The organism is Pigmentiphaga humi (genome assembly GCF_900606115.1).
In the GTDB taxonomy this organism is placed as follows: Bacteria; Pseudomonadota; Gammaproteobacteria; order Burkholderiales; family Burkholderiaceae_B; genus Pigmentiphaga; species Pigmentiphaga humi.
Genome location: NZ_UWPJ01000014.1, coordinates 1 through 25,163, shown reverse-complemented (window position 1 = coordinate 25,163; position 25,163 = coordinate 1). Strand labels below are relative to the sequence as shown.

Annotated in this window: 26 protein-coding genes and 1 riboswitch; of the genes, 17 read left to right on the top strand and 9 right to left on the bottom strand. The window is 69.3% G+C overall.

Annotated elements, in window-relative coordinates:
- The first annotated feature begins 45 nt into the window (after positions 1–45).
- Genes PIGHUM_RS07465 through PIGHUM_RS07455 form a run of 3 tightly spaced genes read left to right on the top strand, consistent with a single transcriptional unit; the run spans position 46 to position 2,286 of the window.
- The gene (locus tag PIGHUM_RS07465) at positions 46–696 is read left to right on the top strand and encodes a YbhB/YbcL family Raf kinase inhibitor-like protein (protein ID WP_124078787.1); all 651 of its coding nucleotides are present in this window, start codon (positions 46–48) and stop codon (positions 694–696) included.
- A complete protein-coding gene (locus PIGHUM_RS07460; protein ID WP_124078786.1) occupies positions 689–1,342 on the top strand; it encodes a histidine phosphatase family protein in 654 nt (217 codons plus the stop codon). The genes PIGHUM_RS07465 and PIGHUM_RS07460 overlap by 8 nt, the downstream gene beginning before the upstream one ends.
- Positions 1,343–1,392: 50 nt before the next feature.
- Positions 1,393–2,286 (top strand): LysR substrate-binding domain-containing protein, encoded by an 894-nt coding sequence (locus PIGHUM_RS07455; protein ID WP_124078785.1) that lies wholly within the window; start codon positions 1,393–1,395, stop codon positions 2,284–2,286.
- Here the strand turns inward: PIGHUM_RS07455 and otnI are convergent.
- The 4 genes from otnI to PIGHUM_RS07435 form a co-directional block, all read right to left on the bottom strand.
- Positions 2,255–3,082: a 2-oxo-tetronate isomerase gene (gene otnI, locus PIGHUM_RS07450; RefSeq protein ID WP_124078783.1), complete on the bottom strand. Its 828-nt coding sequence runs from the start codon at positions 3,080–3,082 to the stop codon at positions 2,255–2,257. The genes PIGHUM_RS07455 and otnI overlap by 32 nt on opposite strands.
- Before the next feature lie 17 nt (positions 3,083–3,099).
- A complete protein-coding gene (locus PIGHUM_RS07445) occupies positions 3,100–4,035 on the bottom strand; it encodes a 2-hydroxyacid dehydrogenase (RefSeq protein ID WP_124078781.1) in 936 nt (311 codons plus the stop codon).
- A gap of 61 nt (positions 4,036–4,096) precedes the next feature.
- Positions 4,097–4,915: a class II aldolase/adducin family protein gene (locus PIGHUM_RS07440; RefSeq protein ID WP_124078780.1), complete on the bottom strand. Its 819-nt coding sequence runs from the start codon at positions 4,913–4,915 to the stop codon at positions 4,097–4,099.
- A gap of 26 nt (positions 4,916–4,941) precedes the next feature.
- Positions 4,942–5,940 carry a Bug family tripartite tricarboxylate transporter substrate binding protein gene (locus PIGHUM_RS07435; protein ID WP_124078778.1) on the bottom strand — a complete coding sequence of 333 codons (999 nt, stop codon included), beginning with the start codon at positions 5,938–5,940 and terminating at the stop codon, positions 4,942–4,944.
- A gap of 212 nt (positions 5,941–6,152) precedes the next feature.
- Positions 6,153–6,293, top strand: a riboswitch (ZMP/ZTP riboswitch).
- Between the two features lie 146 nt (positions 6,294–6,439).
- Here PIGHUM_RS07435 and glyA point away from each other — a divergent pair.
- The 3 genes from glyA to ribD all read left to right on the top strand — a co-directional run bounded on the left by glyA (position 6,440) and on the right by ribD (position 9,505).
- Entirely contained in the window at positions 6,440–7,684 is a 1,245-nt protein-coding gene (gene glyA / locus PIGHUM_RS07430) for a serine hydroxymethyltransferase (RefSeq protein WP_124078776.1), read from the top strand.
- Positions 7,685–7,840: 156 nt separating this feature from the next.
- Positions 7,841–8,314 (top strand): transcriptional regulator NrdR, encoded by a 474-nt coding sequence (nrdR, locus tag PIGHUM_RS07425; protein ID WP_124078774.1) that lies wholly within the window; start codon positions 7,841–7,843, stop codon positions 8,312–8,314.
- Positions 8,315–8,347: 33 nt separating this feature from the next.
- Positions 8,348–9,505, top strand: coding sequence for a bifunctional diaminohydroxyphosphoribosylaminopyrimidine deaminase/5-amino-6-(5-phosphoribosylamino)uracil reductase RibD (ribD, locus tag PIGHUM_RS07420; protein WP_425466689.1), 1,158 nt, complete (start codon positions 8,348–8,350; stop codon positions 9,503–9,505).
- Between the two features lie 148 nt (positions 9,506–9,653).
- Here ribD and PIGHUM_RS07415 read toward each other — a convergent pair whose 3' ends face one another.
- The 4 genes from PIGHUM_RS07415 to PIGHUM_RS07400 form a co-directional block, all read right to left on the bottom strand.
- Positions 9,654–11,081, bottom strand: a complete 1,428-nt coding sequence (locus PIGHUM_RS07415) for an NAD-dependent succinate-semialdehyde dehydrogenase (RefSeq protein WP_124078772.1) — start codon at positions 11,079–11,081, stop codon at positions 9,654–9,656.
- Between the two features lie 169 nt (positions 11,082–11,250).
- Positions 11,251–12,699 carry an NAD-dependent succinate-semialdehyde dehydrogenase gene (locus PIGHUM_RS07410; RefSeq protein ID WP_124078770.1) on the bottom strand — a complete coding sequence of 483 codons (1,449 nt, stop codon included), beginning with the start codon at positions 12,697–12,699 and terminating at the stop codon, positions 11,251–11,253.
- A gap of 26 nt (positions 12,700–12,725) precedes the next feature.
- A complete protein-coding gene (locus tag PIGHUM_RS07405; protein WP_124078769.1) occupies positions 12,726–13,955 on the bottom strand; it encodes an iron-containing alcohol dehydrogenase in 1,230 nt (409 codons plus the stop codon).
- Positions 13,952–14,998 carry an Ldh family oxidoreductase gene (locus PIGHUM_RS07400; protein WP_124078766.1) on the bottom strand — a complete coding sequence of 349 codons (1,047 nt, stop codon included), beginning with the start codon at positions 14,996–14,998 and terminating at the stop codon, positions 13,952–13,954. Before PIGHUM_RS07400 ends, PIGHUM_RS07405 begins: the two co-directional genes overlap by 4 nt.
- A 109-nt stretch (positions 14,999–15,107) precedes the next feature.
- On the opposite strand from PIGHUM_RS07400, the gene PIGHUM_RS07395 reads away from it, so the two are divergent.
- The 10 genes from PIGHUM_RS07395 to PIGHUM_RS07350 all read left to right on the top strand — a co-directional run bounded on the left by PIGHUM_RS07395 (position 15,108) and on the right by PIGHUM_RS07350 (position 23,115).
- Positions 15,108–15,827: a GntR family transcriptional regulator gene (locus PIGHUM_RS07395; RefSeq protein WP_124078764.1), complete on the top strand. Its 720-nt coding sequence runs from the start codon at positions 15,108–15,110 to the stop codon at positions 15,825–15,827.
- 149 nt (positions 15,828–15,976) lie between these two features.
- Positions 15,977–16,813, top strand: a complete 837-nt coding sequence (locus tag PIGHUM_RS07390; protein WP_124078762.1) for an SDR family NAD(P)-dependent oxidoreductase — start codon at positions 15,977–15,979, stop codon at positions 16,811–16,813.
- A gap of 122 nt (positions 16,814–16,935) precedes the next feature.
- Complete coding sequence (locus PIGHUM_RS07385) at positions 16,936–17,931, top strand: XdhC family protein (protein WP_124078760.1); 996 nt, start codon at positions 16,936–16,938, stop codon at positions 17,929–17,931.
- Positions 17,932–18,026: 95 nt separating this feature from the next.
- Entirely contained in the window at positions 18,027–18,791 is a 765-nt protein-coding gene (locus PIGHUM_RS07380) for a sulfurtransferase (RefSeq protein ID WP_124078758.1), read from the top strand.
- Between the two features lie 139 nt (positions 18,792–18,930).
- Positions 18,931–20,124 carry a bifunctional 3,4-dihydroxy-2-butanone-4-phosphate synthase/GTP cyclohydrolase II gene (gene ribBA / locus PIGHUM_RS07375; protein ID WP_124078756.1) on the top strand — a complete coding sequence of 398 codons (1,194 nt, stop codon included), beginning with the start codon at positions 18,931–18,933 and terminating at the stop codon, positions 20,122–20,124.
- Positions 20,121–20,639, top strand: coding sequence for a 6,7-dimethyl-8-ribityllumazine synthase (ribH, locus tag PIGHUM_RS07370; protein WP_124078754.1), 519 nt, complete (start codon positions 20,121–20,123; stop codon positions 20,637–20,639). Before ribBA ends, ribH begins: the two co-directional genes overlap by 4 nt.
- Entirely contained in the window at positions 20,632–21,099 is a 468-nt protein-coding gene (nusB, locus tag PIGHUM_RS07365; RefSeq protein ID WP_124078753.1) for a transcription antitermination factor NusB, read from the top strand. The genes ribH and nusB overlap by 8 nt, the downstream gene beginning before the upstream one ends.
- A 17-nt stretch (positions 21,100–21,116) precedes the next feature.
- Entirely contained in the window at positions 21,117–22,091 is a 975-nt protein-coding gene (gene thiL / locus PIGHUM_RS07360) for a thiamine-phosphate kinase (RefSeq protein ID WP_246013010.1), read from the top strand.
- 6 nt (positions 22,092–22,097) lie between these two features.
- Positions 22,098–22,613 (top strand): phosphatidylglycerophosphatase A family protein, encoded by a 516-nt coding sequence (locus PIGHUM_RS07355; protein WP_124078752.1) that lies wholly within the window; start codon positions 22,098–22,100, stop codon positions 22,611–22,613.
- A gap of 10 nt (positions 22,614–22,623) precedes the next feature.
- Complete coding sequence (locus PIGHUM_RS07350; RefSeq protein WP_124078751.1) at positions 22,624–23,115, top strand: CinA family protein; 492 nt, start codon at positions 22,624–22,626, stop codon at positions 23,113–23,115.
- A gap of 18 nt (positions 23,116–23,133) precedes the next feature.
- On the opposite strand, the gene gcvA is transcribed toward PIGHUM_RS07350, so the two are convergent.
- Positions 23,134–24,045, bottom strand: a complete 912-nt coding sequence (gcvA, locus tag PIGHUM_RS07345) for a transcriptional regulator GcvA (RefSeq protein WP_124078750.1) — start codon at positions 24,043–24,045, stop codon at positions 23,134–23,136.
- A gap of 141 nt (positions 24,046–24,186) precedes the next feature.
- Here gcvA and PIGHUM_RS07340 point away from each other — a divergent pair, with 141 nt between their 5' ends.
- The gene (locus PIGHUM_RS07340) at positions 24,187–24,909 is read left to right on the top strand and encodes an RraA family protein (protein ID WP_124078749.1); all 723 of its coding nucleotides are present in this window, start codon (positions 24,187–24,189) and stop codon (positions 24,907–24,909) included.
- The last annotated feature ends 254 nt before the right edge of the window (positions 24,910–25,163 follow it).

Genomic DNA, 25,163 nt, shown 5'->3' with positions numbered 1-25,163 from the left:
GACGGGCCGGCCATGCCGTGGCCAACCCATTTCAGGAGCATCGCGATGAAACTGTGGAGCAATTCCTTCGTGGACGGGCAGCCGATCCCGGCGCGCCACGCCTTCGGCAAGATCGATCCCAAGACCCAGGTGACGCTGTCGGACAACGTCAACCCGCACCTGGCCTGGGACGACGTGCCGGCCGGCACGCAGTCGTTCGCGGTCATCTGCCACGACTACGACGTGCCCAGCAAAGGCGACGACGTCAACCAGGCCGGCAAACTGGTGCCGGCGGACCTGCCGCGCGTCGATTTCTTCCACTGGGTGCTGGTGGACCTGCCCGCCGCCGCGACCGAAATCGAGGAGGGCGCGTTCTGCAATGGCGTGACGCCGCGCGGCAAGGGCGGCCCGGTCGCCCCGGGCGGCACGCGCCAGGGGATCAACGACTACACCGGCTGGTTCGCCGCCGACCACGACATGAGCGGCGACTACTACGGCTACGATGGCCCGTGCCCGCCATGGAACGACTCCATCGTGCACCACTACGTGTTCACGGTCTACGCGCTGGACGTGCCGCGCGTCGGGGTCGAGGGCCGTTTCGGCGGCGCCGACGTGCGCCGGGCGATCGAGAAGCACGTGCTGGGGCAGGCTGCGCTGTCCGGCACCTATACGCTGAACCCCGCCCTGGCGCCCACCAAGATCGCAGCCGATGAGTGAGCTCTGGCTGATCCGCCACGGCGAGACCGCCTGGAACCGGCTGCGCCGGGTGCAGGGCACGCTCGACGTCGGGCTGAACGAGCTCGGCCACAGCCAGGCGCGGCGGGTGGCCACCCGCTTCGGCGCGGGCGCCGAGACGGCGCACGCCGTCTATAGCAGCGACCTGGTCCGGGCGTACGACACCGCGCGCCCCACCGCGGCGGCCCTGGGCCTGGACGTGCGTTTGGACGTCAGCCTGCGGGAACGCCGCTACGGCATTTTCGAAGGCCTGAACTTCGACGAGCTGGCCGAGCGTTTTCCGCGGGCGGCCGCCGCCGTGCGCGAGCGCGAACCCGACTACGAACTCGATGGCGGAGAGTCGCTGCGGCAGTTCCACGTGCGCGTGGTCGCGGCGCTCGAGCGCATCGCCGCCGCCCATCGTGGGCAGCGCGTGCTGGTCTTCACCCATAGCGGCGTGCTCGACACCGCGTATCGCCATGCGCAGGGCATGTCGCTGAGCGCGGGCCGGCGCCACTCGGTGCACAACGTCAGCATCAACCGCTTCGTGGTCGAGCCGCAGGGCTGGCGCGTCCTGAACTGGGGCGACGTGGCCCATCTCGACGCCATGCCGGTGGACGCCTGGGAAGAACCGGCCGACGCTGCCTAGGGAACAGGCTACCGGCGCGCTCGCCCGGGGGCATCCGGAGGAAGATCGGCGTGGAACTCAGGCAACTGGAATATTTCGTGCGCGTGGCCGAGCTGGGCGGCTTCACGCGCGCCTCGATTGCGCTCAACGTGGCCCAGTCGGCGCTGAGCCGGCAGGTGCGCGAACTCGAGCTCGAGCTGTGCCAGAGCCTGCTGGTGCGCAATGGCCGCGGCGTGGTGGCGACCGAAGCGGGCAAGGTGCTGCTCGAACATGCGCGCGGCATCCTGCACCAGGTCGCGCGTACGCGCGAAGAGCTCGGGCGCGTGCGCGGCGCGTTGGCCGGGCGCGTCGCCATCGGCCTGCCGCCGCGCTTCGCCAAGATGCTAACCGTCCCCTTGACGCGCGCGGTGCGCGAGCGGCTGCCCGAGGCGGTGCTGGCGATTTCCGAAGGCCTGTCGACGGCTTTGCAGGAGTCGCTGGTCAGCGGCCGGCTGGACATCGCGCTGCTGTACAACCCGGTGCCGTCCCCCGATCTGGATAGCCGCGTGCTGTTCGACGAAGACTTTTACCTGGTCATGCCGCGCAGGCGCCGGCCGGTCCGGACCGCGATCACCCTGGATGAGCTGGCGGACGAACCGCTCATCATTCCCACCCGCCCCAACACCATCCGCATGCTGGTCGAGGCCGAGCTGGCGCACATCGGCCGGCATCCGCGCATCGCCATGGAGATCGACGGCATCGCCGCGATCCTCGACCTGGTGGCCGAAGACATGGGCTCGGCGGTGCTGTCGGTGGACGCGGTGCGCGCCTCCGGCCGCGAAGATATCCTCTATGCCGTGCCCATCGTCCGGCCGCGCCTGCGCAGCAAGCTGGCACTGGCGGTCAGCGCGCAGCGGCCGGCCACGCGCACGCAGCAGGCTGTGCAGGACATCATCACCGAACTGGTCGGGCCGCGCGGGGCGTGAGGCCGCCGGCCCGGCGCAGCCATTCCAGCCCGGCAGACGTGCCGCCCGGCGCATCGCCTTGGCGGGGATGGTATTCGCATCCGACCCAGCCGTCGTAGCCCAGCGCGTCGATCAGCTCGAACAGATAGGGGAAATGCACTTCGCCCTCGTCCGGTTCGTGGCGGTCGGGCACGCCGGCGATCTGCAGGTGGCCGACGCGTCCGGTCGGCAGGTACCTGCGCAGCCGCGCGGCCAGGTCGCCTTCGACGATCTGGCAATGGTAGAGATCCATCTGCACTTGCACGCAGGGCGAGCCGATCTCCTCGATGAGCGCATGGGCCTGGGCCTGCCGCGTCAGGAAGAATCCCGGCACGTCGCGCACATTGATGGGTTCGATCAGCACCGAGCGCCCGCTGGCCTGCGCGCGCTCGGCGGCCCAGGCGAGATTCTCGGCGTAGACCGCGTGCAGCGTGCGCAGGTCGGCGCCGGCCGGCACGCGGCCCGGCATCACGTGCAGGCGCGCGCAATCCAGGGTCTCGGCGATGTCCAGCGCGCGCAGGAAGCTCGCGCGAAACTCGTCGCGGCGTTCCGGCAGACAGGCGATGCCGCGCTCGTCCGGATGCGATCTGGGCGTGGCGTTGAAGAACACCAGTTCCAGGCCGTGGGCGCGCAGCCGCGCCGCCAGTTCTTCGGCCGGATAGGCGTAGGGAAAGAAAAACTCCACCGCTTCGAATCCGTCCCGCTCCGCGCATGCGAAGCGGTCCAGGAATGCGTGCTCGGGGTAGAGCATCGAGAGGTTGGCGGCAAAGCGCGGCATGCGGCGTCCCGGGTCGGTCAGACCGGATTGAGGACCTGCCCCGTGCGGAAGTAGGCATCGAGGTTGTCGCATACCGTGGCTTCCATCTGCGCGCGCGATTCGCGCGTGAAGCCGGCGATATGCGAGAGCACCACCACCTGGTCCATGGCGAGCAGGGCTTCGGGCACGTTGGGTTCGTTCTCGTAGACGTCCAGGCCGGCGCCGCCCAGCTTGCCCGTCTGCAAGGCCTCGACCAGCGCGGCTTCGTCGACCACGCTGCCGCGCGCGATGTTGACCAGGATTCCGCGCGGACCCAGCGCCTCCAGCACGGCGGCATCGACCAGGTGGCGCGTCTGCGGCCCGCCCGGGCAGGCCACCACCAGGAAGTCGGCCCATTGCGCGAGCGCCGGCAGCGAGGGTTCGTGCTGGTGGGGCGAGCCTTCGACCGGCCGGCGCGTGTGATAGCGCACCGCCATGTCGAAACCGGCGGCGCGGCGGCCGACCGCCTGCCCGATGCCGCCGAAGCCGAGCAGCCCCATGTTCTTGCCGTAGACGCGCGTCATCAGCGGCCGCTGGCCGGTCTTCCATCCGCCCGCCCGCACGAAGCGGTCGGTCGTGCTGATGCCGCGTGCGACGTCGATGGCCAGGCCCATCGCCAGGTCGGCCACGCAGCCATCGAGCACCTTGGGCGTGTTGCTGACCTGCATGCCTTTGCGCCGCGCGGCCTCGACGTCGATCTTGTCGTAGCCGACGCCGAAATTGGCGATCACCTTGGCGTTGGGCAGCGCGTCGATGATGCCGGCGCCGCAGGCATCGCGCACGTGCACGGCCACGCCTTCGAATTGCGCGCCGTGGGCCGCGAGGAAGGCGGCGGGATCCGCTTCCTTCCAGAGCGGAGTGACGTCGTAGTCGCGCGCCAGGCGGGCGTCCGCGGGCGGGGTGATCGGGCCGATCTGCACAATGCGATGCTTCATCCTCGTCCTTCGTAGTCGATATATGGGGTGGCGCTAGCCTACACCCGTCGTGGCGGGCGGGCTAATCCCGGTAGCTTGGGTCGCGCCGGTCCAGCATGCGCAGCAGCGCCGGCCATTCGCGCTCGCCGTGCGGCGGGAAGCTGCCGTCGGGACGGGGCGTGGGCGCGCGCCGCAGTTGCCGGTAGGCGTGCTCGATGACGGCCGCGGCGGGCATGTGCAGCGGCGAACCGGCCGATTGCGTGAGCAGCTGCGTCTGGCATGCGCGCTCCAGCCTGTGCATGTTGACGAAGGCCTCGGCCACGGTCTGTCCGACCGCGAGCAGGCCGTGGTTGCGCAGGATCATGACGTCGCGGCCGCCCAGGTTGGCGGCCAGCCGCTGGCGCTCGTCCACGTCCACCGCGACGCCTTCGAACTCGTGATAGGCCACGTCCGAGGCGAAGCGCATGGCGGTCTGGTTCAGCGGCAGCAGGCCGCATTCCAGCGCGGAGATCGCCATGCCCGCCGGCGTATGGGTGTGCAGCACGCAGCCCACGTCGGGCCGGGCCGCATGGATCGCGCTGTGGATCACGTAGCCCGGCAGGTTGATCGTGTATGCGGGGTCGGGGTTGTGGACGATCCGGCCTTCCAGATCGATCTTGATGAGGCTGGACGCGGTGATCTCTTCGTACATCAGGCCGAAGGGATTGATCAGGAAGTGCTCGTCGGCGCCGGGGACGCGCGCCGAGATGTGGTTCAGGATCATGTCGCTCATGCCGTACAGGTCGACCAGCCGGTAGCAGGCGGCCAGGTCGACCCGCACGCGGCGCTCCGCCTCGCTTGCATCCGGATGGAAAACCGTGCGTGGCGCGCCTGCCGGCGCGGGCGTGTGTGGGGATGCCATGATGTCGCGGTGCTCCTTCATTTCCTTCATTGTTTCTCGATGCCGGCTTCCTCGATCACGACGCGCCATTTGGCGGCGTCGTCGATGAAGACCTGTTTGAGCGCCTCGGGCGTGCTGGCGCGCGCCTCGATGCCCAGCGTAGCCAGGCGCTGGCGCACGTCCGGCGCCTCCAGCGCCTGGGAGATCTCGCGGTTGAGCCGCTGCACTACCGCCGGCGGCGTGCCGGCCGGCGCGACGATGCCGTTCCACGACTCCGACACGTAGCGCGCCAGCGCCGGGCCGCCGCTTTCGGCAACGGTGGGCGTGTCGGGCAGGAATCCGATGCGCTCGGGCGCGGTCGTGGCGATGGCGCGCAAGGCGCCGCCGCGTATCTGCGCCAGCGCGCCGGTCACCGTCTCCATCGCGGCCTGGATATTGCCGCCGCGCAGCGCGGCGATCACGTCGCCGGTGGACTTGAAAGGCACGATGGGCACGTCGATGCCGGCCATGGTTGTGAACAGGCGGGCCGACAGATGCTGGGCGCTGCCGACGCTGATGGTGCCGATATTGAAATGCGCGGGATCGCGCTTGGCCGCGGCCACCACGTCGCCCACCGTCTTCAGCGGACTGTTCTTGTCGACGAACAGCACGAAGTGGAAGGTGCCTATCGTCGAGATCATGGCGAAATCGTTCACCGGATGATAGGGCAGCGACTTGAACAGATAGGGGCTGAAGGCGTTCTGGCCGCTCACCAGCAGCAGGGTATAGCCGTCGGGCGCGGCGCGCGCGACCATGGACGCGGCCGTGATGCCGCCCGCCCCGGGGGCGTTCTCGACGATGACGCTCTGGCCCATGGACTCGCTCATTTTCTGCGCCAGCGTGCGCACCACCGTGTCGCCCAGCCCGCCGGGGCCGAAGCCGACGACGATCTTGACCGGCTTGCTCGGGAAGGGCTGGGCCCAGGCGGCGGGCAGCGCGGCCAGGGCGGAAACGGCAAGCAGCCAGCGGGCGGTGCGCCCGGGGCGCGGACGGTGAGGGCGGTTCATGTCGATGTCTCCTGTTGTCGGCCGGCGGCCGGGCGCGGTGTGGTCCCGCTTCGAAGGCCATTGTGGCGAAACGGAAGATGCTGCGATATGGGGATGGGAGGAGAACTGATATGCCGATTCGAGATGGGTTGGGTTGGGACTGCGCGGTGGTCGGCCATTTAGAGAGGATGGAACGCCGGATCGCTGTTCTGCGCTAAAATAAGCGGATTGCCTTCACCCTGCGTAACTGGCGATACTGGCGGCGGCTTGCGGTCGTTGCCGGGTGGGTCAACCACGAGGAAGCGCAGGGTTCTGGCGGCAACCGGCGCGCGTGCGTGGCCGGGGCCGTCCCGCCGTTCGCCTGGGCAGCCGTTAGGCAGGTTCGCAAATCGCATCGTCTCATCCCGGAATGCCGGCCAGGCATGGCCAGAGGGGCGTGTGCGGTTTTCGCAAAATCGGCTGGCCGGTCCTCATTGAACACGCCGGTCGGCCCCATTCTGCACAGGAAGGAAACCCCGTCATGTTCGACCGCAGCCTCACCCTTGCCCAAGCCGACCCCGAGCTCTGGTCCGCCATCGAGCTGGAAAACCAGCGCCAGGAACAGCACATCGAGCTGATCGCCTCGGAAAACTATGCCAGCCCGGCCGTGATGGAGGCCCAGGGCACGCAGCTGACCAACAAGTACGCCGAGGGCTATCCCGGCAAGCGCTATTACGGCGGCTGCGAGTTCGTCGACATCGTCGAGCAGCTCGCCATCGACCGCGTCAAGCAGATCTTCGGCGCCGACGCCGCTAACGTACAGCCCAACTCGGGCTCGCAGGCCAACCAGGGCGTGTACATGGCCGTGCTCAAGCCCGGCGACACGGTGCTGGGCATGAGCCTGGCCGAGGGCGGCCACCTGACGCACGGCTCGCCGGTCAATGCCTCGGGCAAGCTGTACAACTTCCTGTCCTACGGCCTGAACGCCCAGGAAGAGATCGATTATGACCAGGTCGCGCGCCTGGCCGCCGAACACAAGCCCAAGCTGATCGTGGCGGGCGCCTCGGCCTACGCGCTGCGCATCGACTTCGCCCGCTTCGCCGAGATCGCCAAGGCCAACGGCGCGCTGTTCATGGTGGACATCGCCCACTACGCGGGCCTGGTGGCCGGCGGCGCGTACCCGAACCCGGTGCCGCACGCCGATTTCGTCACCTCGACCACGCACAAGTCGCTGCGCGGCCCGCGCGGCGGCCTGATCATGTGCAAGGCCGAGTTCGAGAAAGCCGTCAATTCGGCCATCTTCCCGGGCATCCAGGGCGGTCCGCTGGAGCACGTCATCGCCGCCAAGGCGGTGGCCTTCAAGGAAGCGCTGGATCCCTCGTTCAAGGCGTATGCCGCCCAGGTCGTGGCCAACGCCAAGGTGATGGCCGAGACCCTGGTCGAGCGCGGCCTGCGCATCGTGTCGGGCCGCACCGAAAGCCACGTCATGCTGGTCGACCTGCGCGCCAAGGGCATTACCGGCAAGGAAGCCGAGCAGGCGCTGGGCCAGGCCCACATCACGGTCAACAAGAACGCGATCCCCAACGATCCCGAGAAGCCTTTCGTCACCAGCGGCATCCGCGTCGGTTCGCCGGCCATGACCACCCGCGGCTTCAAGGAAGACGAGGCGCGCCTGACGGCCAACCTGATCGCCGACGTGCTCGACAACCCGCGCGACGAGGCCAGCCTCGCTGCGGTGCGCGAGCGCGTGAACGCCCTGACCGCGAAGTTCCCGGTCTACCGTTGAGACCCGCCCCCATCCCGCTTACGCGGGCCCCCTCGAGGGGGCGGCGCTGGCGGACCGGCCAGGCCGGATCCGCGGCGCCTTGGGAAGCAGCTACTCCAGGGCCAGTGCGGGTGCCGGGGAAACCGACATGGACGCCATATTGACCGGGGACCAGGCATGAAGTGTCCTTTCTGTCACCACGACGACACCCAGGTGATCGAGACCCGGGTGCTGGAAGAGGGCAGCGCCATTCGCCGCCGCCGCCGCTGCACGCAGTGCGACCGGCGGTTCACGACCTATGAGCGGGTGGAGCTGCAGATGCCCGCGGTGGTCAAGCGCAACGGCAGCCGGACCGACTACGATCCGGGCAAGCTGCGCGCCAGCCTGGTGCTGGCGCTGCGCAAGCGTCCGGTCAGCGCCGACGCGGTCGAGGCCGCGGTGACCCGCATCGAGGAAGCCTTGATGACCAGCGGCCTGCGCGAGGTGCCTTCCAAACGGGTGGGTGAACTGGTCATGCAGGAATTGCAAAAGCTCGACAAGATCGCCTATATCCGGTTCGCGTCCGTGTACATGAGCTTCGAGGACGTGGACGAGTTCACCAACGTGGTGCGCGAGATCCAGGGTCCGCCGCTGCCGGACGCGAAGTCCTGAGCGCGGCGTTGCGCTGCGCATGATGCCAGGACCATGATGTCCGATTTCCCTTCCCGACAAACCGATGATGCCGCCTGGATGCGGCGCGCGCTGGCGCTCGCCGAAGGCGCGCTGTATCGCACCTCGCCCAATCCCCGCGTGGGATGCGTGATCGTGCGCGACGGCCAGGTGCTGGGCGAAGGCGCGACCCAGCCGGCCGGCGGGCCGCATGCCGAAGTCTGCGCCTTGCGCGATGCGCAGGCGCGCGGCCATGCGCTGGCCGGCGCGACGGTCTATGTGACGCTGGAGCCGTGCAGCCATCACGGCCGTACGCCGCCTTGCGTGGATGCGCTGGTCGCCGCCGCGCCGGCGCGCGTGGTGGTGGCGATGGGAGACCCCAATCCGCGCGTCAACGGCCAGGGGCTGGCGCGCTTGCGCGCCGCCGGCATCGCCGTGACGGCGGGCGTGTGCCTGGACGAGGCCCTCGCGCTGAACCTGGGTTTCGTCGCCCGCATGAGCCGCGGCACGCCGTGGCTGTGGGCCAAGATGGCGGCCTCGCTGGATGGCCGGGCGGCCTTGCACAATGGCCGGTCGCAATGGATTACCGGCGCAGCCGCGCGCGCCGACGGCCACCATTGGCGCGCACGCAGCTGCGCGGTGCTGACGGGCATAGGCACGGTGCTGGCCGACGACCCGCGCATGGACGTCCGGCATGTGCAAACGGCTCGCCAGCCGCGCAAGATCGTGCTCGATTCGCGCCTGCGCATGCCGGCGGATGCCCGCATGCTGGACGGGACCGAGACCTGGATCTTCGCCGCTGTGCGCGACGAGGCCAAGGCCGCCGCGCTGGCCGCGCGCAATGCCACGGTGGTCTGCCTGCCGGGCGCCGACGGCCGGGTGGACCTGCCGGCGGTCATGCAATGGCTGGGCCGCCGCGACATCAACGAAATCCATGCCGAAGCCGGCCCGCAATTGACCGGCGCGCTGCTGCAGGCCGGCTGCGTGGACGAACTGCTGGTCTATCTCGCCCCCATGCTGCTGGGCGACGCGCGCGCAATGGCCAGCCTGCCGCGCCTGGACGACCTGGCGCAGGCGCGACGCTTCGTGTTCGCCGACGTCCAGCGCGTAGGCGAAGACCTGCGCGCCCGCGCCCAGGATGCCGCCCGGCTAGCGCAAGCACGCTCCGCCGCGCAGCCAGTCCCACGCATCTGACTCCAGGGGCGTGTCCAAGCTCGCGCTCTCAGGGGAACCTATAGAGGCAGCAACAGCACGCACCCGATTCCCCCAAGGGCACAGCGGATCCGGCTCCGCCGGTCCGCCAGTGCCGCCCCCGGGGGCGCGCGTAAGCGCGAAGGGGGGGTCAGATCTGCGTGATGAACTTCGTAACCAGGTAGCCGTCGAAGGTCTCGGTGCCGCCTTCGCTGCCTATGCCCGAATCCTTGACGCCGCCGAACGGCGTCTCGGCCAGCGCCACGCCGAAATGGTTGATGTTGACCATGCCGGCCTCCAGCCCGTTCGATACCGCCGTCGCGGTCTTGAGCGAGTTGGTGAACACGTAGGACGCCAGGCCGAAGGGCAGGCTGTTGGCGCGCTTGAGCACTTCCTCGGTAGTCTTGAAGCGGGTGACCGGGGCGATCGGGCCGAAGGGCTCTTCGGTCATCAGCTTGGAGTCGTCCGGGATGTCGGTGACCACGGCCGGCGCGAAGAAGAAGCCTTTTTCGCCCAGGCGGGAGCCGCCGGTCACCACGCGTCCGCCGCGCTGGTTGGCATCGTCGAGGAACATTTCCATCGCCAGCAGGCGGCGCTCGTGCACCAGCGGGCCCATTTCCGTGCCCTTGGTCAGGCCGTCGCCGACCTTGATCGAAGAGATCGTGTCGGCAAAGCGCGCGACGAACTTGTCGTAGGCCTTTTCCTGCACGTAGAAGCGGGTGGGGGAGATGCACACCTGGCCGGCGTTGCGGATCTTCATGCGCGCCAGCATGTCCGCGGCCTGTTCGACCTCGGCGTCGTCGAACACCAGCACCGGCGAATGGCCGCCCAGCTCCATCGTGGCGCGCTTCATGTGCGCGCCGGCCAGCGCGGCGAGCTGCTTGCCCACCGGCACCGAGCCGGTGAAGGACACCTTGCGCACGATGGGCGATTCGATCAGGTGGGTGGAGATTTCGCTGGGCACGCCCCAGACGATGTTCAGCACGCCCGGGGGCAGGCCGGCGTCGTGGAACAGCTGGGCCATGGCGACCACCGCGCTGGGCGTGTCTTCCGGGCCTTTCAGGATGATGGTGCAGCCGGCGGCGATGGCGGCCGCGGCCTTGCGGATGGCCTGGTTGAACGGGAAATTCCACGGCGTGAAGGCGGCGCACACGCCCACCGGCTCGCGCACGACGAACTGGCGCACGGCGGGGTTGCGGGGCGGGATCACGCGGCCGTAGATGCGGCGGCATTCCTCGGCGTGCCACTCGGCGTGCTCGGAGCAGGTCACGATCTCGGCCACGGCCTCGGCCAGCGGCTTGCCCTGGTCCAGCGTCATGTTTTCGCCGATTTCCTTGGCGCGCTCGCGCGCCAGTTCGGCCACCTTGCGCAGGATGCGCGAGCGCTCCAGCGGCGAGGTCTTTTTCCAGGATTCGAACGCGCGCTGCGCGGCGGCGAGCGCGCGGTCGAGGTCGTCGCGGCTGGCGTGCGGCAGTTTGCCCAGGACTTCCTGGGTGGCCGGGTTGGTGACGTCCTGCTCGCGGCGTCCGCCTCCTTTGATGAATTCTCCATCGATGTAGAGGGCGAGATCCTGGTACATGCCTGTCTCCTGAGAGCGAGAGCGGCGGCCGGCGAGGGGCGGCCGCCCGAAAACGGGTTATCGGATTGGGTGCAAAGCCTGGAACCGGGTGCCTGGAGGCACTCAACTGCCTAGACTAGCACGGCAGGGCAGGATGAGTCTGGCGTCCCGGCAGCCGCCGCAGGCGCCCTTACCAATTCGTCGAGATGTACTTGGCTTCCATGAACTCGAGCATGCCGTGATGGGCGCCTTCGCGTCCCAAGCCGCTTTGCTTGACGCCGCCGAAGGGCGCGGCCGGATCGGACACGATACCCCGGTTCAACGCGATCATGCCCGCCTCGACACGCTCGGAAACGCGCAAGCCGCGCGCCAGGTCGCCGGTATAGAGGTAGGCGACCAAGCCGTATTCAGTGGCATTGGCGAGTTCGACGGCCTCGTCTTCGCCGTCGAACACCACGATCGGCGCCACCGGCCCGAAAATCTCCTCCGACAGCAATTGCGCGTCGGGCGGCACGTCGGCCAGCACCGTGGGCGGGAAGAAATGGCCCGGGCGGTCCAGGCGCTTGCCCCCGGTGAGCAACGTGGCCCCCTTGGCGACCGCGTCATCGACCAGCTCGACCACCTTGCGCACGGCCTCGGCATTGACGAGCGGGCCGCACTGGGTGCCCGGCTTGAGGCCGTCGTCAGTGACCAGCGCCGCCATGCGCCCGGTCAGGAGGCGGCTGAATTCAGCCGCCGCGCCGCGCTGCACATAGAAGCGGTTGGCGGCCGTGCATGCCTCGCCGCCGTTGCGCATCTTGGCAATCATGGCGCCCTCGACGGCAGCTTCGATGTCGGCATCGTCGAACACCACGAAAGGCGCATTGCCGCCCAGTTCCATCGAGCAGTTGATCACCCGGTCGGCGGCTTTGCGCAGCAGCACGCGCCCGACCTCGGTCGAACCGGTGAACGAAAGCTTGCGCACGCGCGGATCATCGAGCACGGCGTTGCTGACGCGGCCTGCGGTGGAGGTCGTCAGGACATTGACTACGCCGTCCGGCACGCCCGCCTCGGCCAGCAACTGCGCGATCGCATAGGCGGTCAGCGGGGTTTCGGTGGCGGGCTTGAGCACGCAAGTGCAGCCCGCCGCCAGCGCCGGCGCGATCTTGCGGGTGGCCATGGCGGCAGGGAAGTTCCACGGGGTGATCAGAAGCGCGATGCCGACGGGCTGGTATTGCACGATGATGCGGCTCGCTCCGCCGGGCGCGACGCTGATGTCGCCGTTGATGCGCACGGCTTCTTCCGCGAACCAGCGGAAGAATTCGGCGGCATAGGCGACCTCGCCACGGGCATCGCCCAGCGCTTTGCCGTTCTCCAGGCTGATCAGCGCGGCCAGTTTTTCGGCATCGCGAATCATGAGTTCATGGCATTTGCGCAGGATCTCGCTGCGCTGGCGCGGCGGCGTAGCGGCCCAGCCCCGCGCGGCCGCGTCGGCGGCATCGACGGCGGCCCGGGCATCATCGACCGTGGCATCGGCCACACTGGCAATCACCGATTCGGTGGCCGGGTCGAGCACGTCGATGCGCTGGCCGGAGGTCGAGGCGCGCCAGGCGCCGCCGATGAAAAGGTCGGTGGGAAGGGTCGCGGTATCCAGGGTCATTTCGAGGGGTTCCTGTCCAGGCCGGCTCAGCCGGCAAAAAGGGCCGAACGGCCGTGGAATGCGTTCTCGACGATCAGCGTCATTGCCGCCTTGTCGAGCTTGCGCGGATTATTGTCGACCAGGCGCGCCGACAGCAGCGATTGCTCGGCGATCCAATCCAGTTTGTCTTCGGTCACGCCCAGCTCGGCCAGCCGGCGCGGAATGCCAATGCCGTTGCACAGCTCGCGCACTCGGGCGATGGCGGCTTCGCCCGCACTGACCTCATCGGCCATGGGCGGCAAGCCTATCGCCTGCGCGATCTGGGCCAGCTCGGCGCGGCAGGCGGGCGCATTGAATTCCATGACGTAAGGCAAAAGCGCAGCCACGCCCAGGCCGTGCGCAGTACCCGTGAGCGCGCCCACGGGATACTGGATCGCATGGGCGGCCGCCGTGCCGGCCACGCCGAAGGCCAGGCCGGCCGCGGCGGCGCCATACATCACCATGCTGCGCGCTTCGAGATCGTCGCCCTGCTCGACCGCGCGCGGCAGGTAGCGTGCGAGGGCCCGGATGGCCGACAGCGCCTGCTGGTCGCTGAGCATGTTCTTGCCCACGAACACCCGGCCTTGCGAGAGTTCGGGCGTAACGGGATGGCGCACCGCGGTAAAGGCCTCGATGGCGTGGGTCAGCGCATCGGCGCCCGACAAGGCCGTCAAGCCTGGCGGGCAGGTCAGCGTCAACTCGGGATCGCAGATCGCCGTGTGCGGGATCAGGTAGGGGCTGGAAATGCCGACCTTCAGGTCGCGTCCGCGATCGCCCAGCACCGCCACCGGCGTCATTTCGGAGCCCGTGCCCGATGTCGTCGGCACTGCGATCACCGGAAGCACCGGCCCCGGCACTTTCAATTCGCCGTAGTAGTCGTGCAGCTCGCCGCCATGCGTGAGCAGCAGGCTGACCAGCTTGGCCAGGTCCACGCAGCTGCCCCCGCCCACGCCCACCAGCATCTGCGCATCGAATGCGCGCGATATCTCCAGGCAATCCAGGATGCATTCGGCCGGCAATTCCGCCAGCGTGCCATCGAAGACCTGCGCGGCGACGCCGGCGGCCGACAGCTCGGCCAGGATCTCGCGCATCTCGGCGGCCGCGCCAAAGCGCGCGTCGGTGCAGATCAGCGCCCGCTTGCCGATCCTGGCGGCCACGCGGCCGATGGCGCGGCGCTGGCCGGCGCCGAATATGACTTCATGAGGTGCGCGCAGCACCCCGAAATGCGCTGTGTTCACGGTTGTGCCTCGGTGATTCGTACGGAATGCGGCGCCTCGGCCAGCGCCTGGATACGCGCCCAGACCTCCGCCGCGATGGGAAATCCTTGCTGCATGGCGCGTTCGCGCTGCTGCGCGGCGCGGTCGCCCGGCACCAGCACGGGCCTTGCGGGATCAGCCGGCGCGCAGGCGCGCAAGGCCTGCAGATAGGCCGACACGGCCTCCAGTCTCGGACCGGCGGCAGGCTCGATGATGATGAAGACATCGCCCTTGTTGCATACCTGGTCGGAATCGAGCGTGCCGACGACATCGGTGCCCAGGGCCGACGCGGTCAGGCTGGCCACCAGCACTTCAAAGGCCAGGCCCAACGCGTACCCCTTGGCCTGGCCGAACGGCGCCAGCGCCCCCTGCTTGGCCGCCGCCGCATCGGTGGTCGGTTCGCCCCGGCCATCGAGCGCCCAGCCTTGCGGAATCGGCACGCCGCGATGGGCGTGATCATGGATGGCGCCCATGGATGCGATGCTGGTGGCCATATCGAGCACAAAGGGCTCGGGCTGCGCTGGTACGCCGATGGCGATGGGGTTGGTGCCCAGCATCGCGTGGCGTCCGCCCCAGGGATGCACCAGCGCCTCGCTGGTCGACAGCCCGATCAGCGTCTGGCCCTGGCGTGCCAGGCGCTCGGCGTAGAGCGCCAGCATGCCCAGATGGTTGTTGTTGTGGATGGCGACGACGGCCACCCCGGTCTCGCGGGCCCGCGCGCGGGCCGCTTCGATCCCGGCATAGGCCACCACGGGCCCGAAACCCCGTTCGCCGTCCATCTCGAAGAAGGAGGCGCCGCGCCAGCGGCCCTGGCCGCGGGTGACGGGATCGAGCACGCCTCGATGGATGCGCTCGACCAGTCTGGGCAGACGCAGCAGGCCGTGCGAGGCCCGGCCGCGCAGCTCGGCCTCGACCAGGTGTTCGGCCTGTGTGCGGGCCTGCGCCTCGGGCGCGCCGGCTCGCTGCAATGCCCGGACCGCGAGCTCGGTTGCCTCCACCCAGTTACACAATCTGGTGTCGTTCATCTTTATTTCAGATCCGATCGGAAATATTATTCGAAATAATGCTAACGTTCAGTCGTCATTGCGTCAATCCAGAAGCTTTCGCCCTATCGACATCTCCGCACAGCCCCACATGTCTTCCGAATCCCGCGCCAGCCGCTACTACGACACCGAACCCGCCCGCGCCAGTCGAACGGTCGTCCGCCCCACGCCGCTCGGCACCGCGGTCTACGAAACGCTGCTGGCCCAGCTCATTTCCCTGAAGATCGCACCCGGCAGCCGTATCGCCGTCGATGCGCTGGTGCGCGAACTGGGTGTCTCGCAGACACCGATTCGAGCGGCGCTCATCCGCCTCGAAGCGGAAGGCCTCGTGGTCAATACGCACAACGTCGGCTACAGCGCCGCGCCCATGCCTTCGCGCGACAGGTTTGAGCAGATCTACGACATGCGCCTGCTGATCGAGCCGCATACCGCCATGCGCGCCGCGCAGCGAATGTCCGCCGCCAGCCGCGAGGACCTGGCGAACATGGCGCGCGCCATGGCCGCGCCCGAAGAGGGCGACGCCAAGCTCGCCTACGGCAAGTTTGCGATGCAGGACGCCCGCTTCCATGCCCGCATCGCCATCGAAAGCGGCAATCTGCTGGCTGCCGAGGCCTTGGACCGGCTCTATGCCCACATGCACTTATTCAGGCTGCGCTTTCATTCGGGTGTAAAGGACGACGCGATCCAGGAGCACGAGACTCTCATGCAGGCCTTGCTGGCCGGGGATGGCGATGCGGCGGGCCGCGCCATGACCGAGCACATCGAACGCTCGCGCGAACGCATGGCGCCTTATTTCGATCTGCTCGACTGAAAAGCCGATGCGCCGGCACGACGCTGCCGATACGGCCTGTTTCACCGGCCGGGAAGCGCGGCACGGTCCGTAACGATTTCTTGTTGTATTCCCCAACCCCGCGCGGCCAGCCAGGGCCTTGGCTCAGCCGCGCTCTCAGGAGCCGTTTCATGACAGCCGAGTACACCGAATCCCTGCGCGACCGCGTCATCCTCGTCACCGGCGGTACCCGCGGGCTTGGACGCGAGATGGCCCTGGCACTGGTCGAGGCCGGCGCGCGCGTGGCCATCACCGGCGCGGGCCCCTCGGACGCCATGCACGAGACCGTGGCGCGTGCCCAGGCCAGCGTCGGCGCCGGCCGGATGTTCGCCGTTGCCGCCGACGTCACCCGCTACGAAGATTGCGCCCGCGCGGTGGCCGAGGTCTGCGATCGCTTCGGTGCATTGCACGTCCTCATCAACAATGCCGGCATCGGCATGCGCATCGTCAGCGAAACCTTCAACGTCGAGCCGGCGCGCTTCTGGAAGACCGATCCCGGTGCCTGGCGCGCCATCGTCGACACCAACGTCAACGGCACTTTCAATATGTCCCGGGCCGCGGCGCCGTTGATGATCGAACAGAAATTCGGCAAGATCATCAACATCTCCACCAGCGACGTCACCATGGTGCGCAGCGGCTATTCGCCCTACGGCCCGAGCAAGGCCGCGGTGGAAGCCGCTTCGCGCGCATGGTCGCAGGATCTGGCGGGCACGGGGGTGGACGTGAACGTCTACCTGCCCGGCGGCGCCGCCGACACCGAGTTCATGCCCGGCGGAAAAGCCGCGGACGGCGGCCAGCTGTTGCCGGCCGCGGTCATGCGCCGTGGCATCCTGTGGCTCTGCTCCGACGCTTCGAACGGCCAGACCGGCGGCCGCTACGTCGCCCGGCTTTGGAACGAGTCGCTGCCGGCCGAGCAGGCCGCCGCCGGCGCCCGCGCACCCCGCGTGGACAAGCCCGCGATCATGTAGCGCGGCGCTCCGCACTCCCAGGCCGTGCGGTGTCCTGCGCCCACGCGACTGAGAAGGGCAGGGCCGGCGGTCTGCTTTATCATGGCGGGCCGGAGACCTTGCAAGCGGAATGCCTCACTATCATGGATAACGTCGATCTGGACGTGCTCAGGCGCCTGGCCCAGTGGCGGCGCGAGGGGCATCGCGCCGTGCTGGGCACGGTGACCCGCACCTGGGGGTCGGCGCCGCGTCCGGTCGGCGCCATGGTGGCGGTGCGCGAGGACGGCGCCATTGCCGGTTCGGTATCCGGCGGCTGCATCGAAGACGACCTGGCCGACAAGGCGCGCAGCGGCGCCTGGCCGGCCGACGTGCCGAGCGTGGTGCGCTATGGCATATCGGGCGAAGAGGCGACGCGTTTCGGCCTGCCCTGTGGCGGCACGCTAGAGCTGGTGCTCGAGCCGGTGGCCGGCCACAGCGGCCTGGACGAATTGTTGGCCAAGCTGGAGGACGGCCGCCGCGTGCTGCGCCGCCTCGACCTGGCTTCGGGCCGGGCCACGCTGGAGCCCGCCCGCGACGCGGCCGATACCGTGGCGCTGGGCGACGGCGAACTGGTCGCCACCCACGGCCCGAGCTGGCGGCTGCTGATCATCGGCGCGGGACAGATGTCGCAGTACCTGGCGCAGATGGCGCAGGCGCTCGATTACGAGGTGATCGTCTGCGATCCGCGCGAGGAATACTCCGAGGGCTGGAACGTACCGGGCACGCGGCTGGTCGCCACCATGCCCGACGACACCGTGACCGAACTGCGTCCCGACCGCCACACCGCCGTCGTCGCGTTGACGCACGATCCCAAGCTCGACGACCTGGCGCTGATGGAAGCGCTCAAGTCCGAGGCGTTCTACGTGGGCGCCATCGGTTCGCGGGCCAACCAGAGGAAACGGCGCGAACGGCTGCTGGATTTCGACCTCACTGCCGACGACCTGGCGCGCCTGCATGGGCCGGTGGGCCTGCGCATCGGCGCCCGCACGCCGTCCGAGATCGCGGTGGCCATCCTGGCGCACATGACCGCCGAGCGCTACGGCTATCACAAGCTAGAATTTGAGCCCAGCCCCTACCGCGCTGCGCGCGGCCCCCTCTAGGGGGCGGCACTGGCGGACCGGCAAAGCCGGATCCGCTGTGCCCTGGGTCGGTCGAAGTCTATGCCGCCGTAGTGTGGTTTTCAGGAAGTTTTGTTGTGTCTGTCGTCAATATCGCCGCTTACCGTTTCGTGTCGCTGGACGATCTGCCCGCCTTGCAGGCGGCGGTCCGGGAGCGCGCGCAGGCGTGCGGGCTCAAGGGCACGGTGCTGCTGGCCGAAGAGGGCATCAACCTGTTCCTGGCCGGCAGCCGCGCCGGCATCGACGACTGGCTCGCGTGGCTGCGCCATGGCGAGGCCTTCGGCGGCCGCCTGGCCGATATCGAGGTCAAGGAAAGCCGTTCCGGCCACGTGCCGTTCCGCAAGCTGCTGGTCAAGATCAAGCGCGAGATCATCCGCATGAACCACCCGGCGATCCGCCCGGAGGCCGACCGCGCCGCGGCGGTGGATGCCCGCACCGTGGCGCGCTGGCTGCGCCAAGGGAGCGACGACGACGGCCGAGAACTGGTCATGCTGGATACCCGCAACGCCTTCGAGGTCGATGCCGGGACCTTCCACGGCGCGCTGGACTGGCGCATCGGCAAATTCACCGAGTTTCCCGCCGCCGTCCAGGCCCACCGCGGCGAACTGGAAGGCAAGACCGTGGTGAGCTTCTGCACCGGCGGCATCCGCTGCGAGAAGGCCGCCATCTACCTGGCCGAGGCCGGCATCGAACGCATCTATCAGCTCGAGGGCGGCATCCTCAAGTATTTCGAGGAGGTGGGCGGCGAGGGCTACGACGGCGCCTGTTTCGTGTTCGACGGTCGGGAAACGCTGGATCCGGCCCTGCAGCCGGGCGTGGACGGGCCGGCGCCGATCGGCTGAGCGCCCGGAACGGGACACGCCTCTTTCCGCGGCCCATTCGCTCCGGCGCAGGCTAAAATACCCGGTTTACTCCTTCGCGTTCCGGCCGGCCCGCGCGCCGCCACCGGTACCGCACTGCAACCCCGCGCCGGACGACACCATGTCTGCATTCATTTCCCCCATTGCCGCCTCCGAAGGCGGTTCGTCCGCCATCGCTTCCGTGCCGGAGATCGTGGCCGAGCTGCGCGCCGGCCGGATGGTCATCCTGGTCGATGAAGAAGACCGCGAGAACGAAGGCGACCTGGTCATGGCGGCCGAGCACGTTACGCCCGAAGCCATCAATTTCATGGCCCGCTACGGCCGCGGCCTGATCTGCCTGACGCTTACCGAAGACCGCTGCCGCCAGCTCAGCCTGCCGCTGATGGTCTCGGCCAACGGCACCAAGCACGGCACCAACTTCACGGTTTCCATCGAAGCCGCGCAGGGCGTGACCACCGGCATCTCGGCGGCCGACCGCGCCCGCACCGTACAGGCGGCGGTGGCGCGCGACGCCAGGCCGTCCGACCTGGTCCAGCCCGGCCACATCTTCCCGCTCAAGGCGGCGCGGGGCGGCGTGCTGGCCCGCGCCGGCCACACCGAGGCCGGCTGCGACCTGACCGCGATGGCCGGCCTGACGCCTGCCTCGGTGATCTGTGAAGTGCTCAAGGACGACGGCTCGATGGCGCGGCTGCCCGACCTGATCGAGTTCTCCAGGCAGCACGGCATCAAGATCGGCACCATCGCCGACCTGATCCAGTACCGCAGCGAGCACGAGTCGCTGGTGCAGCGCGTGGCCGAGCGGCCCATCCAGACGGCGCACGGTATCTTCCGCGCCATCATGTACCGCGACACGCCCAGCGGCGCGCCGCACCTGGCGCTGGTGCACGGCGAGATCCGCCAGGACGGCGAGACGCTGGTGCGCGTGCACGAACCCACCTCGCTGCTGGACGTGCTGGAAGTGGCCAAGAGCACCCACAGCTGGAGCGTGCCGAGCGCGCTCGAGGCGATTTCGCAGGCCGAGTCCGGCGTGGTGATCCTGCTCAATTGCGACGGCGCTTCCAACGACCTGGTCACCGAGTTCCAGCAGCTGATCGAGCAGGATCGCAGCGGCGCGGCATGCGGCGATGCCCCGCCGCGCATGGACTTGCGCACCTACGGCATCGGCGCGCAGATACTCCGGGACCTCCAGGTCGGCAATATGAAGCTGCTGGCGCGCCCGGTGCGCCTGCCCAGCATGACGGGCTTTTCCCTCACCGTGACCGGCTACGAGGCCGGCCACGACCAACCCACTAACAAGGACGGCGCTCAATCATGAATCCCTACACCATGACCCCGGATCTGAATGGCGAAGGGCTGCACATCGGTATCGTGCGCGCCCGCTTCAATGAAAACATCGGCGAGCAGGAACTGCAGGCCTGCCTGGAAGAGCTCGGCAAGCTGGGCGTGGACGAGCGCGACATCATGGTCGTCTCGGTGCCCGGCGCGCTCGAACTGGGCGTGACGCTGGCCCAGCTCGCCCATACCGGCGAATTCGACGCCCTGATCGCGCTGGGCGCGGTGGTGCGCGGCGAGACCTATCACTTCGAGGTCGTCAGCAACGAAAGCGCGGCCGCCATCACCCGCGTCTCGCTGGAGACCGGCATCGCCGTCGCCAACGGCGTGCTGACCACCGAGACCGAGGAACAGGCGCTGGCGCGCGCCGCCACCAAGGGCCGCGATTGCGCCCAGGCGGCTATCGAGATGGCCAACCTGCTGTCCGCGCTGGAACCCGAAGAGGACGACGAAGACGACGAGGACTTCGAGGAAGACGAGGAAGACCAGGATGACTGAGGCCAGCCGCCAGAACGCGCGCAGCGCGCGGCGCCGCGCCCGCGAGTTCGCCTTGCAGGGCGTCTACGAGTGGCTGCTCAAGGGCGCCGATGCCGGCGAGATGGGCGAGGTCGATGCCCACATGCAGGATTCCGAAGGCTTTGCCGAGGCCGACCTGGGCCACTACAAGGCGCTGCTGTACGGCGCCGCGCGCGATGCCGATGCGCTGCGCCAGCGCTTCGCGCCGTTCCTGGACCGCCAGGTCGAGGAGTTGTCGCCGGTCGAGCACGGCATCCTGCTGATCGGCTCGTACGAACTGATCAATCACGTCGAGATCCCGTACAAGGTCGTGATCAACGAAGCCGTCGAGCTGGCCAAGTCCTTCGGCGGCACCGACGGCTTCAAGTTCGTCAACGGCGTGCTGGACAAGCTCGCCGCCGAGGCGCGCACGGCCGAAGTGCAGGCCGGCCGCCGCGCCTGAGCGGCGGCGGGGGCATCGTGGCGGGGGGCGAATTCGACCTGATCCGGCGGCATTTCACGCGGCCGGCCCCGCCTGGCGTGCTGGGCGTGGGCGACGACTGCGCGCTGCTGCCGCCACAGGCTGCGGCGACCGCGGTCAGCACCGACCTGCTGGTCGAGGGCCGGCATTTCTTCCCGGACGTCGATCCGCGCGCCCTGGGCCACAAGTCGCTGGCCGTCAATCTTTCCGATCTTGCCGCCATGGGTGCCCAGCCCACCGCGTTCGTGCTGGGGCTGGCGCTGCCGCGCATCGACGATGCGTGGCTGGAGGCGTTCGCGCAAGGGCTGTACGCGCTGGCCGACGCCCACGGCTGCCCCCTGGTGGGGGGTGATACCACCCGCGGCGGGGCGGGCGCGACCATTTCCGTGACCGTCTTCGGCGCCGTGCCCGAGGCGCTCGCGCTGCGGCGCTCGGGCGCCCGGCCGGGCGACGACATCTGGGTGTCGGGCGAACTGGGCGCCGCCGACCTGGCCCTGCGGCTGCTGCTGGACGAGCCCGGGCTGCCGGTGGCCGACCGCGCCGCCGCGCTGGCGGCAACGCGCCGTGCGCTCGAGTGGCCCGAGCCGCGCGTGGCGCTGGGGCTGGCGCTGCGCGGCGTGGCCAGCGCCGCCATCGATATTTCCGACGGGCTGCTGCAGGACCTGGGCCATATCCTGGCAGCCAGCAACTGCGGCGCGCGCGTGTGCGCCGACGACCTGCCGGCCGCGGCCGCGGTCGCCGCACTGCCGCCGGACTGGCGGCGCCGCTGCACCCTGGGCGGCGGCGACGTCTATGAACTGTGCTTTACCGCGCCGGCCGATGCGCGCCCGCGCGTGGCCGAGGCGTCGGCCCGGGCCGGCGTGCCGGTGGCCCGCGTCGGCGCCGTCGAGGCCGGAACGGGCCTGCGCGTGACCGACGCCTCGGGCGCACCGCTGCGCAGCCTGCCGCGTGCCGGCTACGACCATTTTGCTTGAGACGACATGACCGACGCTTCCTCCTCCGCCGCGCTGCCCGCCGCTCCCAGCTTCGGCTGGATGCGCGCGCGCCTGTCGCGCACCATCGCCTTCGGCCTGGGCAGCGGCCTGATCCGGCCGGCTCCCGGCACCTGGGGCACGCTGCTGGCCTGGGTGCTGTGGCAGCCGCTGACCCTGCTGCTGGCGACGCCCGCCTACCAGGCCTTGTTCCTGCTGGCCGCGTTCGCCCTCGGCATCTGGGCTTGCGACCGCGCCGGCCGCGATCTCGGCATGCCCGACCACGGCGGCATGGTCTGGGACGAGATGGTGGCGTTCTGGACCGTGCTGTGGCTCATCCCCGGTTCGGCCGTGGCGCAGGCTTTCGGTTTCCTGCTGTTCCGCCTGTTCGACATCCTCAAGCCGCCGCCCATCGGCCACTTCGACCGCAAGCTCAAGAACGGCCTGGGCGTGATGTGGGACGACATGATCGCGGCGTTCTATACGCTGCTGGTGTTCGCGCTGTACCTGCGCATCGCGGGCTGATGGAGGGACTATGTTCGACGACGAATTGATGGCGCTGTCCGCCGAGGTCGGCGGTTTCCTGCAGTCGCGCGCCTGGACGATGGCCAGCGCCGAGTCCTGCACCGGCGGCCTGGTGGCCGGGCTGGTGACGGCGGTGGCCGGCTCCAGCGCCTGGTTCGACCGCGGCTTTGTGACCTATACCAACGCCGCCAAGGTCGCCGAACTGGGCGTGAGCGAAGCCACCCTGGCCGCCCACGGCGCGGTGAGCGAGCAGACCGCGGCCGAGATGGCCGCCGGCGCGCTGCGCGCCGCCGATGCGCAGGTGGCCGTGTCCACCACCGGCATCGCCGGGCCGGGCGGCGCCGTGCCGGGCAAGCCGGTGGGCATGGTCTGCTTCGGCTGGGCATGGCGCGAAGCCGGCGCCGTACAGGTGCGCACCGCGACCCATGTGCTGCCGGGCGACCGCGCCGGCGTGCGCCGCGCCGCGGTCGAGGCGGCGCTGCGGGGCGTGCTGGCGCTCTGAGAACGGATGGCCGGGCGCTTATCGCGCCCCGGCATCCCGCTGCCCCGCCTGCGCCGCCGCGACGATCCAGTCGCGGAACACCGCCACGCGCGCATCCTGCGCGCGCCGTTCGGGGTAGACGAGATAAAAAGCGTTGTCTATGGGCACCCGCGGTTCCAGCGGCGCGACCAGCCGTCCGGCGGCCAGGTCGTCGGCGACCAGCGCGTGCTGTCCCATGGCCACGCCTATGCCTTCCAGCGCGGCCTGGTAGGCCAGGCTCACGCTTTCGAACGTCAGGCCGCGGTCGGGATCGATGCCGCGGGTGCCGGCGGCTTCCAGCCAGCGCCGCCAATAGTCGGGCCGGGCCACCGATTGCAGCAGCGTGTGGCGCGCCAGGTCGGCCGGCGCGGCCAGCGGCGGCCCGTTCTCCAGCAGCCTGGGGCTGCACACCGGCAGCAGCTCGATGCCGACCAGGAAAGTCGACATCACGCCGGGCCAGTCGCCTTCGCCCATGCGGATGGCGACGTCCGCGTCGTGGGTGTCGAAGTCCACCGGCTTGAGGGCCGTCGTGAAGACCGCGTCCTGCCCCGGGTGGGCGGCGTGGAAGGCGGGCAGCCGGGGCAGCAGCCAGCGCATGGCGAAGGTCATCGGACACCAGATGTGCAGCGGCTGGTCGTCGCTGCCGCGCATGGCGCGCCGGGTGGCGCCGGCCATCCGCTCGAATACGTCGCCCAGGTCGTCCAGGTAGCGCTGGCCGACCGGCGTGAGCCGGACTTCGCGGTTGGCGCGTTCGAACAGGCGTGCGCCGAGGAATTCCTCCAGCGCCAGGACCTGGCGGCTGACCGCGCCCGGCGTGACGTGCAACTCACGCGCCGCGCGCGAGAAGCTGCGCAGGCGCGCCGCGGCCTCGAAGGTGCGCAGCGGATAGAGCGGAGGCAGCCTGTAGCTCATGATCTGTGAATAAAACTCAACGAATTTGACTATAAATCGTTTGTGATGAGCCAGGGAAACGATGAGAATTCTTCACACAAGCCGTTCTGTTGGGCCGGCGCGGCCGGCCCCGGACCAAACGCATCCTATGGAGACCTCCCCATGACCAAGACCCTGCTGGGCAAGCTCGACCCGAAATGCGTCCGCAGCCTGGACATTCCCCGCCCGCCGGAAGGCCTGATCGAAGGTTTCAAGGCCCTGGGCGATGCCACCGGCATCGTGTCCGACGTCATGGACCATCTGAACATCGTGGGCGTGCTGCCCGGTTCGCTGCTCCGGCCCACCATCGCCGGCGCGACCATCGTCGGTCCGGCGCTGACGGTGCGCAATACCGTGTTGCCCGGCCATCCCAACGACAATGCCCGCGCCCACATCAACGGCATGGCCGAGATCGAGGCGCACAACATCGCCGAACAGGGCGACGTGCTGGTGATCGAAGGCGTACCCGGCGTATCGAACATGGGCGGCATCTCGGCCCAGGTCGGCAAGCGCCAGGGCGAGATCGGCGCCATCGTCTCGGGCGGCGTGCGCGACGTGGCGCATTCGCGGCGCGTCGGCTTCCCGGTCTGGTCTTCGGAACTGTCGCCCGTCACCGGCAAGTGGCGCATCGAGACCATCGAGGTCAACGGCCCGGTCCACATCCATGGCATACGCGTCAATCCCGGCGACATCATCGTGGCCGACGACACCGGCGTGTGCTTCGTACCGCGCGAACGCGCCGCCGAGATCCTCGAACTCTCGCGCAAGCGCGCCGCCATGGAGGACGCGCGCTGCGACGCCCTCGACCGCGGCGTCCCCATCCGGGACCTGCCCTCGGCTAGTTGAGGACCCCCCTACGCGCTTACGCGCGCCCCCCAGGGGGCGGCACTGGCGGACCGGCAAAGCCGGATCCGCTGTGCCCGTCATTCAACATTCGCGTGCGTGAGGGTAAGGCAGAAGAGCGAGTTGCTGCATACCAAGATCCCTTGCCTAGCCCCAGGATGCGGTGGATCCGGCTCTGCCGGTCCACCCGCTTCGCCCCCTTGAGGGGGCCCGCGTAAGCGGGTAGGGGGTGGGCTTCCCCTTGGTGCGTAGGGGGG

Bases quoted from the DNA above. Each gene is read 5' to 3' on its own strand.
- PIGHUM_RS07465 (WP_124078787.1), top strand. From the start codon at position 46: ATGAAACTGTGGAGCAATTCCTTCGTGGACGGGCAGCCGATCCCGGCG.
- PIGHUM_RS07460 (WP_124078786.1), top strand. From the start codon at position 689: ATGAGTGAGCTCTGGCTGATCCGCCACGGCGAGACCGCCTGGAACCGG.
- otnI (WP_124078783.1), bottom strand. From the start codon at position 3,082: ATGCCGCGCTTTGCCGCCAACCTCTCGATGCTCTACCCCGAGCACGCA.
- PIGHUM_RS07445 (WP_124078781.1), bottom strand. From the start codon at position 4,035: ATGAAGCATCGCATTGTGCAGATCGGCCCGATCACCCCGCCCGCGGAC.
- PIGHUM_RS07440 (WP_124078780.1), bottom strand. From the start codon at position 4,915: ATGGCATCCCCACACACGCCCGCGCCGGCAGGCGCGCCACGCACGGTT.
- PIGHUM_RS07435 (WP_124078778.1), bottom strand. From the start codon at position 5,940: ATGAACCGCCCTCACCGTCCGCGCCCCGGGCGCACCGCCCGCTGGCTG.
- glyA (WP_124078776.1), top strand. From the start codon at position 6,440: ATGTTCGACCGCAGCCTCACCCTTGCCCAAGCCGACCCCGAGCTCTGG.
- nrdR (WP_124078774.1), top strand. From the start codon at position 7,841: ATGAAGTGTCCTTTCTGTCACCACGACGACACCCAGGTGATCGAGACC.
- ribD (WP_425466689.1), top strand. From the start codon at position 8,348: ATGATGTCCGATTTCCCTTCCCGACAAACCGATGATGCCGCCTGGATG.
- PIGHUM_RS07415 (WP_124078772.1), bottom strand. From the start codon at position 11,081: ATGTACCAGGATCTCGCCCTCTACATCGATGGAGAATTCATCAAAGGA.
- PIGHUM_RS07410 (WP_124078770.1), bottom strand. From the start codon at position 12,699: ATGACCCTGGATACCGCGACCCTTCCCACCGACCTTTTCATCGGCGGC.
- PIGHUM_RS07400 (WP_124078766.1), bottom strand. From the start codon at position 14,998: ATGAACGACACCAGATTGTGTAACTGGGTGGAGGCAACCGAGCTCGCG.
- PIGHUM_RS07395 (WP_124078764.1), top strand. From the start codon at position 15,108: ATGTCTTCCGAATCCCGCGCCAGCCGCTACTACGACACCGAACCCGCC.
- PIGHUM_RS07390 (WP_124078762.1), top strand. From the start codon at position 15,977: ATGACAGCCGAGTACACCGAATCCCTGCGCGACCGCGTCATCCTCGTC.
- PIGHUM_RS07385 (WP_124078760.1), top strand. From the start codon at position 16,936: ATGGATAACGTCGATCTGGACGTGCTCAGGCGCCTGGCCCAGTGGCGG.
- ribBA (WP_124078756.1), top strand. From the start codon at position 18,931: ATGTCTGCATTCATTTCCCCCATTGCCGCCTCCGAAGGCGGTTCGTCC.
- ribH (WP_124078754.1), top strand. From the start codon at position 20,121: ATGAATCCCTACACCATGACCCCGGATCTGAATGGCGAAGGGCTGCAC.
- nusB (WP_124078753.1), top strand. From the start codon at position 20,632: ATGACTGAGGCCAGCCGCCAGAACGCGCGCAGCGCGCGGCGCCGCGCC.
- PIGHUM_RS07355 (WP_124078752.1), top strand. From the start codon at position 22,098: ATGACCGACGCTTCCTCCTCCGCCGCGCTGCCCGCCGCTCCCAGCTTC.
- PIGHUM_RS07350 (WP_124078751.1), top strand. From the start codon at position 22,624: ATGTTCGACGACGAATTGATGGCGCTGTCCGCCGAGGTCGGCGGTTTC.
- gcvA (WP_124078750.1), bottom strand. From the start codon at position 24,045: ATGAGCTACAGGCTGCCTCCGCTCTATCCGCTGCGCACCTTCGAGGCC.
- PIGHUM_RS07340 (WP_124078749.1), top strand. From the start codon at position 24,187: ATGACCAAGACCCTGCTGGGCAAGCTCGACCCGAAATGCGTCCGCAGC.